The sequence below is a fragment of the methane-oxidizing endosymbiont of Gigantopelta aegis genome, assembly GCF_016097405.1.
Lineage (GTDB): Bacteria > Pseudomonadota > Gammaproteobacteria > Methylococcales > Methylomonadaceae > Methylomarinum.
The window spans coordinates 2,009,436-2,023,241 of sequence record NZ_JAEHGD010000001.1; the positions used below are offsets into that span (position 1 = coordinate 2,009,436).

Annotated in this window: 10 protein-coding genes; 6 read left to right on the forward strand and 4 right to left on the reverse strand. The window is 45.1% G+C overall.

Annotation, left to right across the window (positions count from 1 at the left end):
- Positions 1–2,108, reverse strand: a 2,108-nt coding sequence (gene rlmKL / locus JEU20_RS10110) for a bifunctional 23S rRNA (guanine(2069)-N(7))-methyltransferase RlmK/23S rRNA (guanine(2445)-N(2))-methyltransferase RlmL (RefSeq protein ID WP_198245515.1), incomplete at its 3' end; no start/stop codon positions are given.
- 90 nt (positions 2,109–2,198) lie between these two features.
- Here rlmKL and JEU20_RS10115 point away from each other — a divergent pair.
- Entirely contained in the window at positions 2,199–5,330 is a 3,132-nt protein-coding gene (locus JEU20_RS10115; RefSeq protein WP_198245517.1) for an efflux RND transporter permease subunit, read from the forward strand.
- Here the strand turns inward: JEU20_RS10115 and JEU20_RS10120 are convergent.
- The 3 genes from JEU20_RS10120 to coaD all read right to left on the reverse strand — a co-directional run bounded on the left by JEU20_RS10120 (position 5,292) and on the right by coaD (position 7,031).
- Complete coding sequence (locus JEU20_RS10120) at positions 5,292–6,134, reverse strand: HDOD domain-containing protein (RefSeq protein WP_198245519.1); 843 nt, start codon at positions 6,132–6,134, stop codon at positions 5,292–5,294. The two genes, JEU20_RS10115 and JEU20_RS10120, sit on opposite strands and share 39 nt — an antisense overlap.
- A gap of 154 nt (positions 6,135–6,288) precedes the next feature.
- Positions 6,289–6,534, reverse strand: coding sequence for a YfhL family 4Fe-4S dicluster ferredoxin (locus JEU20_RS10125; RefSeq protein WP_198245521.1), 246 nt, complete (start codon positions 6,532–6,534; stop codon positions 6,289–6,291).
- A gap of 2 nt (positions 6,535–6,536) precedes the next feature.
- Complete coding sequence (coaD, locus tag JEU20_RS10130; protein ID WP_198245523.1) at positions 6,537–7,031, reverse strand: pantetheine-phosphate adenylyltransferase; 495 nt, start codon at positions 7,029–7,031, stop codon at positions 6,537–6,539.
- Positions 7,032–7,328: 297 nt separating this feature from the next.
- Between coaD and JEU20_RS10135 the strand changes: the two genes are divergently transcribed.
- The 5 genes from JEU20_RS10135 (at position 7,329) to JEU20_RS10155 (ending at position 13,793) form a co-directional block, all read left to right on the forward strand.
- Positions 7,329–8,144, forward strand: coding sequence for a formate/nitrite transporter family protein (locus tag JEU20_RS10135; protein WP_198245525.1), 816 nt, complete (start codon positions 7,329–7,331; stop codon positions 8,142–8,144).
- 67 nt (positions 8,145–8,211) lie between these two features.
- Entirely contained in the window at positions 8,212–9,936 is a 1,725-nt protein-coding gene (locus JEU20_RS10140; protein WP_198245527.1) for a bifunctional protein-serine/threonine kinase/phosphatase, read from the forward strand.
- A gap of 91 nt (positions 9,937–10,027) precedes the next feature.
- A complete protein-coding gene (locus JEU20_RS10145; protein ID WP_198245529.1) occupies positions 10,028–11,173 on the forward strand; it encodes a TIGR03088 family PEP-CTERM/XrtA system glycosyltransferase in 1,146 nt (381 codons plus the stop codon).
- Positions 11,174–11,192: 19 nt separating this feature from the next.
- A complete protein-coding gene (locus tag JEU20_RS10150; RefSeq protein WP_198245531.1) occupies positions 11,193–13,085 on the forward strand; it encodes an XrtA/PEP-CTERM system amidotransferase in 1,893 nt (630 codons plus the stop codon).
- Between the two features lie 90 nt (positions 13,086–13,175).
- On the forward strand, positions 13,176–13,793 hold the full coding sequence (locus JEU20_RS10155) for a hypothetical protein (RefSeq protein ID WP_198245533.1): 618 nt from the start codon (positions 13,176–13,178) through the stop codon (positions 13,791–13,793).
- Positions 13,794–13,806 lie beyond the last annotated feature (13 nt).

A 13,806-nucleotide genomic window follows, 5' to 3' on the forward strand; every position in this document is an offset into this window, starting at 1 on the left:
TTTTTGAGATGTAGGTTGGTTAATGCGTCGTGGTCCATCTTGAAACGGCGGAAATTAGTGGAAAAATACAGTACACCGTTGCCGGATAACAGTTGGGCGGCTAGTTTGATCAGTTGGACATGATCGGCTTGGATATCAAACACATTATCCATGCGTTTGGAATTAGAAAAGGTTGGTGGATCAAGAAAGATCAAATCAAACTTTTCCGCTTGTTTGTCTTGAGCCTGTTGCGCCAGCCATTCCATGCAATTGGCTCGAACCAATTGATGATTGCCATTGATTTGATTCAGTTCAAAGTTACGTTTAGCCCAGTCCAGATAGGTATTTGACATATCGACGCTGACCGATTCCCGCGCGCCGCCTTTAATGGCATGAACGCTGGCGGTGGCGGTATAACAAAACAGATTCAAAAAGCGCTTGCCTTGCGCCTGTTGTTGAATCATCTGCCGCAGTGGCCGGTGGTCGAGAAATAGGCCGGTATCAAGATAATCTTCAAAATTGACCCAGAACTGACAGCCCGCCTCTTCAATCGGATAAAAGTGGCCGGTTTCGGCCTGTTTTTGATACTGTTGGCTGCTTTTTTGTTTTCGGCGAATTTTCAAATACACCTTTTCTGTAGGAATTTGCAAGACATTTTGAATTTCGGCCAGAATTCCAGCCAGACGTTGATTGGCTTTTTGCTCAGATACCGATTTAGGCGCTTCATATTCTTGCACATGAACTCTGAGTGTATCCGCGTAATATAAATCAATGGCGACCGCATATTCAGGCAAATCTGCATCATAAACCCGGTAGGCGTTGATTTGATTTTTCCGGACCCATTTGCCTATTTTTTTTAGGTTTTTCTTGAGCCGGTTGGCGAACATTTCAGCCTGTTGTGATTGGCTGTCGTGCTGGATTTGGCTTAAGCGTTCGTCCTGAGATTTAGCTTTTGGCGTAAAAAAGGCTTTTTCATGGATATCAAAGCGCAGCAATTTACATTCCAGTGCGCCGTTAAAGAAGGTGATTGGTTTTTTGGAGCGTACGCCTAAGCGAAAACCCAGTTCCGGGTCGCTGATAATCATGGCGGCCTGCCAGCCGCAGAAATGCTGTTTCAGCACCTCACCAAACTGACGATAAAGGTCGGCTGTTTGCACTGTATCGCCGAGTCGTTCGCCATAGGGCGGGTTACAAATCAATAAGCCAGGTTTCCAGTTTGTCGCTGCTTTTGCTTGTTGAATATCGCGTTTTTCGACATGAATGAATGATGCCAGTTCGGCATTTTGTACATGCTGCAAGGCACTGACAACTGTTTGGCGATTATGGTCAAAGCCGACGATGACCGGCATGTTTTCAAGTCCTGCGGTTTTACGCTGCCTGGCGTCATTGAGTAAGGTTTGCCAGCAAGCCGCATCGTGTTTTTTCCAGCCCAGAAAACCGTAATACGAGCGCAGCAGTCCTGGCGCATAATCGGCAGCAATCATCGCCGCTTCAGTCAAAAAGGTGCCAGAGCCACACATTGGATCAATCAGGCTGCCGTTTTGTCGGGCAATTTCGGGCCAGCCGCTGCGGATTAAAATCGCTGCCGCAAGGTTTTCCTTAATGGGTGCAGGGACTCGGCTGTCACGATAGCCGCGTTTATGCAGGCTGTCACCGGATAAATCCAGGCTTAATGTCGCTTGCGTACCCTCTAAATAAACATTGATGCGAATATCCGGGGTTTGGGTATCGATACTCGGGCGTTTATGAAATTTGCTGCGCATTTGGTCGACAATCGCGTCTTTGACCTTTAAGGCGCCAAAATGGGTATGGGTGATGGCCTTACTGTGTTTGGCATTAAAATTGACCGCAAAACTGCCGTCGGGTTTTAAATGTTCAAACCAGTTGATTTGTTTGATGCCATGATACAGGTCATCTTGTGAATGCACCTCAAACTGGGCCAGTTGCAACAACAGGCGGTTAGCGGTTCTGGACCATAAGCAGATTTTATAAGCGGTTTCCAGAGTACCTTCAAAGGCAACCCCGGCCAGGGTTGGGCGTGTGTTTAGACCACCGAGCGCGATGATTTCATTATGTAACAGGTTTTCTATGGCTTTGGGTGTCGTGGCAAACAGCGTGTAGTCGGTCATAAGTGTTTCTAACTTGTCGGTTGAATTGCGTATTTTACGGCATATCCTTTAATATGGCGTCTTTTCCGCAAACGATTTGGCCCTGATAGGATGACACGATCTGATTTGCTTGGTTTTTTCGCCCATCATAAAGTGGCAGCCAATTTATTGATGATCATTATGGTCATCGGTGGCGTGGTGGCGCTGCAAAAGCTTAATGTGCGTTATTTCCCCCAATTCGACCTCGATTACATCACCATTAGCATTTCCTGGCGCGGGGCTAGTGCCGAAGATGTGGCTGCATCGATTACAGTGCCGCTGGAAATGAAGCTGCGTTCGGTCGATCAAATCCGGGAAATGACCTCGACATCCTCGCCGGGGTTGGCCTTTATTCGCTTGGAACTTGAAGAATATACCGACCCCATCGAAATCCTGAATCAGGTGAAACAACAGGTCGATGAGTTTCAGAATTTACCCAGCGATGCCGAACAACCGCAGGTGATTCATCTGATGCGCTATGAGCAGGTTGCAAGAATCTTGCTGTATGGCGGTAATGCTACGGATTTACGTAAATTAGCGCATCAATATGAACAACAATTACTGGATCTGGGTATCAATAAAGTCGATATCAATGGGTTGCCCGATCAGGAAATTAGCATTGAGATCGAACATCAAACGCTGCAACGCCTGGATATGAGTTTAACGCAGATTGCCCAGCGTATTGATCAACAAAGCCAGGATATTCCGGCGGGTACTTTTGGTGAGCGTGAACAGGTCAGTGAATTGCGCGGCATGTCACAACGCAGAACCACGCAAGGCTTTGCTAGCATTCCGTTAATTACTGATGAAACGACGCATATCATGCTCGGCGATGTGGCCGTCATTAAACGGCAAGACGAAAAGGGTGGCGTTACCCTGACGGTGGAGGATAAACCGGCGGTGGAAATGATCTTGAAAATATCGGATAACGGTGATGCATTCAAGGCGGCTAGGATTTTCAAATCCTGGTTGACTGCGGCACAGGCGGAATTACCGCCATCGATGAGCTTGTATGTTTATGAAGAAAATTGGAAAAATATCAAAGACCGCATCAGTTTGTTGTTGAAAAATGGTATCAGTGGACTGGTGCTGGTGGTGGCTATTTTGTATTTGTTTTTAAGCCCGCGCGTGGCATTGTGGGTCGCTGTCGGCATTCCGGTATCGTTCATGGCTACCTTACTGATTTTGTACACGGTTGGTGGCAGTATCAATATGATTAGCCTGTTTGCCCTGATTATGGCATTGGGAATTATTGTGGATGATGCCATTGTTGTAGGTGAGGATGCGCTGACCTATTATCAACACGGGGAAGACCCGCTCAAGGCGGCCGAAGGTGGCGCACGCAGAATGTTTGCGCCAGTGTTGGCATCATCATTGACCACAGTAGCCGCATTTATTCCGTTGATGCTAGTTGGTGGCCCGACAGGGAAAATATTATTTGATATTCCGCTGATTATTTGTGCGGTGATCTTAGCCTCTTTGCTTGAGAGCTTTTTGGTTTTGCCAGGCCATTTGCGCCATTCTTTTCAGCATATGCCGCATGAAGAAAAACCAGGCTGGCACAAGCGTTTTAATCAGACCTTTGAAGCCTTCAAAGATAATCAGGTAAGACGATTTATTAGCTTAACCCTGAAAAACCGGGCACTAGCGTTGGCACTGGTGATTGCTTTATTGCTGATGAGCATAGGATTGGTGGCCGGGCAACGGGTTAAATTTCGTTTTTTCCCTTCCCCTGAAATGACTATTTTATTCGTCAACATTGGTTTTGTCCCCGGCACGCCGAAAATGCGTGTCAATGATTTCTTGCAGCATCTGGAAACGACGCTGGCAGAAACGGCACAGGATTTATCACCCGATGCGCCGCTACTGTTAAAAACTATCAGTCGTCACGGTAGTGGGATTTCCAATAATGGCAAGGCGGCAGGGACGGGCGACCATCTGGCCTCTATGATACTGGAGCTCACTGAATCTGATGTGCGCGATGTGCGGAATCAAGATTTTATAAGCGCCTGGAAAAAACGGGTCATACAACCGGCGGGGCTCGACGTGTTTACCGTTTCCAGCCGTTTGGCAGGCCCTCCTGGGCGTGATTTGACCATACGCCTGGTGGGTAATCAGGCCGAAGTGTTAAAACAAGCTGCATTGGTACTGGCTAATACATTGCAAACGGTTCCTGGCGTCAGTGATATACAAGATGATTTGCCGTTTGGGCGCAATCAATACATTTTCAGTCTGAAACCGGCTGGAGAAATGGCTGGCCTGACATTGGCAGATCTTGGCGAACAACTTCGAACCGCATTTGATGGCAAACAGGTACAGTTGTTTCAAGACGGGTTGGATGAAGTCAGTGTACGGGTAAAATTGCCGGATGTGCAGACAGAGCGATTATCGGCCCTGTCTCAACTGGAAATTCGGTTGCCTGATAATATCTCTGTGCCGATTGATAATGTCGCGACATTTCGTATCCGGCGGGGCTATCAGCAGCTGCAACACAGCGATGGTCACTTGGCCGTTGAAGTCACAGCGAATGTCGATAGCAAAATCAATAATGTCAATGTAATCATCAATGAGTTAGAGCGGACTGTTTTACCTGCGTTGGCTGCAAAATACGGTATTCATTACGCATTTGCCGGGCGCAGTGCCGATCAGGCAGAAACCCTGGCCGATATGCGTATGGGGTTATGGATAGGCTTATTATTGATTTACCTAATTTTGGCAGGCGTTTTTGCCTCATATGGCTGGCCACTGGTGGTAATGGCCGCGATTCCATTCGGCTTGATTGGCGCTTTATTGGGGCATTGGCTGATGGGGATTGATCTGACGATTCTATCGTTATTCGGTTTGTTTGGCTTGTCCGGTATCGTGATTAACGATTCGATTATTCTGGTCAGTTTCTATCAAAACTTGGTTAAACAAGGTGTAACGGTGAATGAGGCGTTGGTTGAAGCGGCGTGTCAGCGTTTTCGTGCGGTCTTGTTGACCTCATTGACCACGGTGGCAGGATTGTTGCCGCTGTTGTTTGAAACATCCTTGCAGGCTCAGTTTTTAATTCCGATGGCGACATCGATTGCATTTGGATTGATGTTTTCTACCGTATTGGTTTTATTGGTGATTCCAGTATTGTTGTCGCTTTATGCCAGCGTGGGTGAAGCTATGGCAGAAAAGTTAAAAGATTTGTGCCGCCTCCGGGCGAAGAATACTTAAAATTTCGAAGCTTTCAAAAATGGCATCCTGAATAATTTCTGAGGTTTGTTCGGTGTGTAATTGTAAATATCGGTAAGCGGGTTTGTTGAAATCAATATCCGGCTCTTCGATACCCAGATCAACTTTTGCACAAGGCTCAAGTTTATCGGTCATGTCCGCGGCAACATTTAGCAAGCAGGCATCTTCCACTGATCCATCAGAATCGAGTGGTTGCAAATGGTGGGCGATCATTTTCCAAATGGATTGCGGCAGTTGCCATTTTTCCAACAATGCCGCGCCTGCTTCGGCATAAGTAAAACCGAAGGTGTCGATTTCAGCTTGTTGTATCGCTTTAACGCCTCGTTCCTTAATCTTCAAAATTTCTGTTGATTGGGCGGGGTATTGGGTGAAAAACATCATTTTTCCGATGCTGTGCAGTAAACCGGCAATAAAAAAGCGTTCGTTATTCGTTATTTTAAGCTGTTTGGCTAATAGTCTGGCAATGACAGCACAGGTCACACTGTGGAACCAGAAGGTGTTCATGTCGACGAGTGACTCAGGAATGCCTTTGAATGTTTTGACAACGGCGGTTGCCATAATCAGAATTTGTAAGTCTTTGTGGCCGATAATGGTGATAGCACGGGCGAGGTTGTCAATTTTTTGAGGAAACCCGTAATAACTGCTGTTGACAAGCTTGAGTAACTGCGCGGCGAGTGCTGGGTCGTTCTCGATAACGGCTTCGAGATCAGCTTGCGTTGTGCTTTTGTGCTTCAAGAGTGAGTTAATGCGTAATGCGATGTCCGGTAGGGTGAATAAATGATTCACTTGTTCGGCAAGTTGTTGCGGTGTTAGATTTAAACTGGGCATAACGAGGACGTAAATGGAAAATAATTTTCAAGTGTAGCTGAAAATTATTTTTACGACATTTTGGCAGGAATGATTACTGGGTCAGCGTTGATCTGGCCCAGTAATCAGTGTTTTAAGCTGTGAGTTTTAAATATTTTTGATACAGCGAATCATGATTTTCGACATGCGCCGGGTCTTTGTCAATACAATCGACAGGGCACACTTCCACGCATTGCGGGGTGTCGTGATGGCCGACACATTCGGTACATAACTCAGGGTCGATGACATAAATATCATCGCCTTGAGAAATGGCGCCATTTGGGCATTCAGGTTCGCAAACATCGCAGTTGATACATTCATCATCAATCAATAATGACATGTTTAGTCCTCTTTAAGTTGGGTAAATTTTTCGTGTAAACGTTGTTTGACCCGTTCGGGGACAAAATCGGAAACATCGCCGTTTAATTTAGCGATTTCACGGATCATACTGGATGAAATGAATTCGTATTGTTCCGCCGGGGTTAAAAAAACCGTCTCCAGCTCAGGAGAAAGTCTGCGGTTCATACTGGCTAGTTGGAATTCATATTCAAAATCCGATACAGCACGCAACCCCCGTAAAATTACATCGGCGTTATGTGCTTTAGCACAATCAACCAGAAGATTGTTAAAACCGATCACGTCTACATTAGGGAATTCGACCGTCACATGACGAACCAGTTCCACTCTTTCGGTCACTGTGAATAATGGTGCCTTGCCGCGACTTTCAGCAACCGCAACAATGACCGTGTCATAGAGTTTTGAAGCGCGTGCGACCAGATCCAGATGTCCGTTGGTAATGGGATCAAAAGTACCCGGATAGATAGCGGTCAAATTCATGGTTAGCCTTGCTAAAAAGCGGGCATTTTATCCTATCTGGCCGTGATCGTAAAAAGAGCGCATGGCAAAAGATTGCTTTTTAGCACAAAAGTAAAGAATACAAATAGTTTTTTCAGTGTCATGAACCATAATCGTTCATGATGTTTCTGTGTTGGTGCACAGCGTGATGAGAATGGGTAACAAAAACCAAAGGAAAACGAGTATCTCACTGAATGGTAACATAGTTTGTTTTCTGGTATTGATTTTGCTTATCATTAAGGTCTAAGGCTTTAACTATTCAAAATCAGAGAGGAAATTATGTCTTATTTGGAACCTAACGAGTTCGTAAAAAAAATGGTCGATGCGGGCGAGGAAAAGGTCTATATGTCCACTAAAGATAGCTTGATTCGTGCCATTATGGCAGGCGCTATCTTGGCTTTAGCTGCCGTTTTTGCCATCACTGTTGCAATGAAAACGGGGTCGCCACTTCTTGGCGCGGTACTCTTTCCGGTAGGGTTTATTATGCTCTACTTAATGAAGTTCGATCTGTTGACAGGCGTATTTACTTTAGTGCCATTAGCATGGTTGGATAAGCGCCCAGGTGTGACGTTCAAACAAGTATTGCGTAATTGGGGATTAGTTGCGCTCGGCAATCTTATCGGTGCCCTAATCGTCGCTTTTATCATGGCTTATATCTTTACCTTTGGGTTTACGACGCCGGGTGGTGCCATTGCCGAAAAAGTCAGTCGTATTGGTGAGCTCAGAACCATCGGTTACCAGTCTCACGGTACTCCAGGTTGGTTTACCGTGTTTATACGTGCCATGCTTTGTAACTGGATGGTTTCAATGGGGGTTGTTGCGGCGATGATTACCACCGATACCATTGGGAAAATCTGGGCGATGTGGATGCCAATTATGTTGTTCTTCTTTATGGGATTTGAGCATTCGATCGTAAACATGTTCTTGTTCCCATTTGCGTTAATTATGGGAGGGGATTTTACGGTAATGGATTATCTACTTTGGAATGAGTTTCCTGTCGCCTTAGGAAACCTGGTTGGCGGTTTGTTATTTGTGGGAATGCCTCTTTATTACACGCATGTTAAAACCAGTCCAGAGCGTAAACTAAAACGCTAAAAATGTACATAAATGCTCTTGCCAGGTTGATGATAAAATCGGGCAAGGGCAGTTGGCAGGGAAAACGATGATTATGTCATTAAAAGTCTCCTTTTCCACAGCTTCAGATAAAGGCCGAAAATCCATCAACCAAGATGCTTGCGCCGTGTCGAGTCCTAAAGAGCCTTATTTGACCACTAAAGGTATTGCTCTTGTGCTGGCTGATGGAATTAGCAGTAGTGCTGTGAGTCAAGAGGCCAGTCAAACAGCTGTTTCTGGATTTTTAAATGACTACTATGACACGCCAGAGTCTTGGTCAGTCAAAAAGTCTGCTACCACTGTAATTAAAGCGCTCAATGCCTGGCTTTATGGTCAATCTCGCCAAAGCATCCACCGTTATAACCCAGACAAAGGATATGTCTGTACCTTTACAGTCGTTATCTTAAAAGGCGATGAGGCGCATATTTTTCATATTGGTGATGCGCGGGTTTATTATTTGCATCAAGGCGAGGTTCAGCAAATCACCGAAGACCATCGCAAAATTATTTCCGCAAAAAAAAGTTATCTCAGTCGTGCTTTAGGCGTTAACGACTCTGTCGAAATTGATTATCACCGCATAGCCTATATGACGGGGGATAGTTTTTTGTTAGTTACTGACGGCATCTATGAATTTTTAGCCGAAAAAACACTGCAAACACAGTTTCAACACAATCAGCCCGAAACGGTTGCGCAATGCTTGTTAGAACAAGCGTACCAAGAGGGTAGCGAGGATAACTTGACGGCTATTTTTTGTCACATCCACACCGCTCCCAAACGAGATGAAAAAGCGCGTTTAGAAGACTTGACGACACTGCCTTTTCCCCCGCATATTCAACCTCGCATGACTTTTGATGGTTATGAGGTTTTGCGGGAGATTCACATTTCACACCGTAGCCAGGTTTATCTTGTCAAAGATACCGATAATGGCCGTCAGATGGTGTTAAAACTACCTTCTAGCGAAATGCGGCAAAATACCGCACAGCTTGAGCGCTTTCAATTAGAGGAGTGGGTTGCTCGACGGATTCACAGTCCACATGTGCTAAAAGCGTGCGATCAAACCCGAAAGCGACATTATCTTTATTCTGTTTCGGAATATATTGACGGCATTACCTTGCGGCAATGGATGTTAGATCATCCGAACCCAGACATAGAGCACGTACGCAAGATCATCGAGCAAATTGCTAAAGGACTGCAAGCCTTTCATCGGCTAGATATGCTTCATCAAGACCTCAGGCCGGAAAATATAATGATTGATCAGCAGGGCACCGTTAAAATCATTGATTTTGGCGCTGTAAGAGTCGCAGGGCTGATGGAAATAAATCACTTTATTTTAGAAGAAGAAATTCTCGGCACTGCACAATATACGGCCCCTGAATACTTTTTAGGTGAACTGGGCACAGAAAAGTCCGATTTATTCTCTTTAGGCGTGATAGCGTATGAAATGCTAAGTGGGCGCTTGCCTTATGGTGCTGGAGTGGCACGATCTCAGACTCGATTACAACAAAAACGGCTTTCCTATGTTTCTGTTATTGATGAAGATAAAGCCATCCCTGTTTGGGTAGATGGGGCTATTAGGAAAGCCGTGCAAATCTTTCCTGAAAAGCGCTATGATGAAATTACTGAATTTATTTATGATTTGCGTCACCCTAATCCTAAACTGATCAGCCAGGAGCGCCCCCCTTTGCTGGAACGAAACCCAACGCGTTTTTGGCAAGGTGTTTCATTTCTTCTCAGTTTGATTATTATTGTGCTTCTTTTAAAGCTTGATTCATAAGGCATACAGTAGCGCTAATAGCTAAATTGAGATGCTGGAATTTCTTTTTTGTCCAAATGTGCTAAATTTGAGAGTGGAATGTTAGGGATTTATGAGCGAATTAAACGAGCCACCTTTGATTGCACATGTGATTTTCAGCTTAGGTGTTGGCGGGCTGGAAAATGGCGTAGTCAATTTAATCAATACCATGCCCGAGGAAAAATACCGGCATACGATTATTTGCATTAAAAATTCGACCGATTTTTGTCAGCGTATTAAAAAACAAAATGTCGCTATTTATGAGCTACATAAAAAAGAAGGGCATGATTTTGGTGCGTACCTCAGAATGTATCGCCTGTTAAAACAAATCAAGCCGGCCATTGTACACACGCGAAATCTAGCCGCGATTGAATATCAAGTGCCAGCTTGGTTTGCGGGTGTCAAACATCGTATTCATGGAGAACACGGCTGGGATGTATTTGACCCGGATGGTAATAATAAAAAGTATCAACAGTTGAGGCGTTTTCTAAGTCCGCTTATCGATAAATTTATCCCGTTATCACAACATTTAGAAGATTATTTGCGAGATAAGGTGGGTATTAGTTCTGAAAAAATAGTGCGTATTTGTAATGGTGTTGACACAGAAAAATTTTATCCTGTGTCACAAAAAACACCCTTACCCGGCTGTGATTTGTCCTTTAATTCAGAATTCATCTATATTGGAAGTGTCGGGCGTATGCATGGGGTCAAAGATCAATTGACCTTGGTGCGGGCATTTATTCGATTGTTGGAAAAACAACCGGAATTAAAGGCCAATGTACGCTTGATTATCATTGGTGATGGGCCGCTTAGAGACCAGGCTATTAGGCTATTGGAATCTAAAGCAGTTGCAGAACTGGCCTGGTTGCCAGGGCAGCGTAATGACATTGCTGAAATCATGCGGCGACTGGATATTTTTGTGTTGCCGTCAAAAGCAGAAGGCATCTCCAATACCATTTTGGAAGCAATGGCGACAGGCTTGCCGGTGGTGGCGACCCGGGTAGGGGGAAATACGGAATTGATTGATGAAGGGGAAACTGGCTTGTTGGTGGAAAAAGAAAATAATGAAGCCATGGCCAATGCTTTGCTGGACTATGTTAATGATCCAGTAAAACGACAACGGCATGGACAACAAGCCTTGGAAAAAGTACAGAAACAGTATTCATTGCAAGTGATGGTCGATAATTATGTAGCCGTATATGACGCGGTTTCAGCTTAGATTTGGAAAGGAATGATTAATGTGTGGAATTGTTGGTATCTTTGATTTGGCCGAAAGTCGGGAAATCAATCGAAAATTGCTGAACGACATGAATGAAGTTCAGTTTCATCGCGGGCCTGATGAAGGAGGGCTTTATACCGACCCCGGGGTGGGGCTTGGCCATCGCCGGTTATCGATTATTGATCTGGGCAGCGGCCAGCAGCCGATGCGTAGCGATGATAATCAGGTGGTTCTGACCTATAACGGCGAAATCTATAATTTTCCAGCCTTACGCAAGGAACTGGAGCAACTAGGCTATGCCTTTAAAACACATTGTGATACCGAAGTGGTTTTAAATGGCTGGTTGGCTTGGGGTGAGGGCTGTGTCGATAGATTTCGCGGCATGTTTGCCTTTGCTGTTTGGGATAAGTCAAAACAAAGCCTGTTTTTGGCGCGCGACCGACTGGGTATCAAGCCACTGTTTTATGCTGAATTGAAAAATGGCCAGTTTATTTTCGCTTCGGAATTAAAAGCATTAAAAGTTCATCCTGATTTCCCACAGGAGCTGGAACCGACGGCGATTGAGGATTATTTTGGTTTTGGTTATGTCCCTGATCCTAAAACCATTTACAAAAATGTTTATAAACTGGAGCCGGGTTATAGTTTGACCATCAAGCGGGGGCAGACTGATTGGCAGCCCAGGCAATACTGGGATGTCCGCTTTACGGAGCGGCAGTATGGGGCTGAAGAGGAAGTTGCGGAAGATTTGATGGCTCGTTTTGAAGAGGCTGTCAAAATCCGCATGATGGCTGATGTGCCATTGGGGGCCTTTTTATCCGGGGGTGTAGATTCCAGCGGCGTGGTGGCGATGATGGCGAAAAACTCCGAATCCCCTGTCAATACCTGTTCCATTTCGTTTGGCGATCCCAAATTCAATGAATCGCAGTTTGCGCAAATGGTGGCACAGCGCTATCACACCCAACATCGTGTTGAACAGGTTGATCCCGACGATTTTCAGCTGATTGACAAGCTGGCCGGGCTTTATGATGAACCCTATGCTGACAGTTCTGCCTTGCCGACCTATCGGGTTTGTGAATTGGCAAAAAAGCAAGTGACAGTGGTATTGTCCGGTGATGGTGGTGATGAAAACCTGGCCGGTTACCGACGTTACCGCTGGCATACTTATGAAGACAGAATGCGCTCGATATTGCCCGATGCAATTCGTAAACCGTTGTTTGGGTTTTTAGGTAACGTGTATCCTAAAGCGGATTGGGCGCCCAAGATTTTCCGGGCTAAATCAACATTTGAATCGATCGCCCGAGATTCGCTGGAAGGTTATTTTCACAGTGTTTCTGTCAACTCTAACGCCATTCGGGCGGCCTTGTTCAGTTCCCGTTTAAAGAGTGAATTGCAAAATTATCAGGCTGTGGAGGTTTTTCGCCGCTATCAGCAACAAGCGCCTAGTGATAATGTTCAGTCTCTTGTACAATATTTAGACATCAAAACCTATTTGCCCGGTGATATTTTAACCAAAGTGGACAGGGCCAGCATGGCGCATGCCCTGGAAGTCCGGGTGCCATTGCTGGATCATGAGCTGGTGGAATGGATTGCTACCCTGCCGCCGGATTTGAAATTAAAAAATCGGGAAGGCAAATATATTTTTAAAAAGGGGCTGGAACCCTATTTGCCAAATGATATTTTGTACCGCCCCAAAATGGGATTTGCGGTACCGCTGGGCAGTTGGTTTAAAGGGCCGTTGAAGCAGCAGGTCAGAGACGCATTATTAGGGGAAACCATGGCCGACAGCGGCTTGTTTGATCAGGCATTTTTGCAAAAAATGGTGGATCAGCATCAAAGCGGCCTGCGTGATTACAGCGCACCGATCTGGTCGTTGTTGATGTTTGAATCATTTTTGAAAAATGAGCAGAGATAAGTTGATAGGTGTACTAAAGTACAATTTTATTTACAGCGCAAAACGAATAGACTGTAAATTGTTTTGAATTCATTACTGAAGGGTGTGATTATGGGCGATAAAAAAAATAATCCGGATAAAGATTTAAAAAAATCTGAAACGTCGATTGATCGTAGGAAATTAACCAAGGCCGGGTTGATTGCTCCCGTTTTAATGTCTTTCAGCAGCCGGCCGGCTTGGGCGGTGACTTGTACATTGTCAGGGATGCTGTCTGGTAATTTATCAGGTCCATTTGCTGGGTGTGATAACTCTGCATTATCGGCTGCTTATTGGGATGCCAACAGGAATCAGTGGGGCACTAGAGGCAGTGAGATCGTTAATACTTTCTTTGGTTTGGGGAGCAATGGTTATTTTAATGCTAGTGTGACATTTAGTGATGTATATGACGGAACAGCAACGGTCGCAACTGGAGTAGGTGCGGAGCATTGTGCTAATTCTGTAAATGAAGCGACATTTACATCAGCATTATTGGCATTATTAAAAGAAGCAATAGCCGGTGTGCTTAATGTGGATCATTTTGGAACCAGTTATCCTGTGACTATTATTAACCTTCAAACTCAGGTCGCTACTGCGTTTACTGCTGATAATACTGGCACATGTTCAACCAGCAACATGGATACTCTTAAATCGACATTAGCGGGCTATAACAATGTCAATCCATATCCATAGTTTAAATAAACAC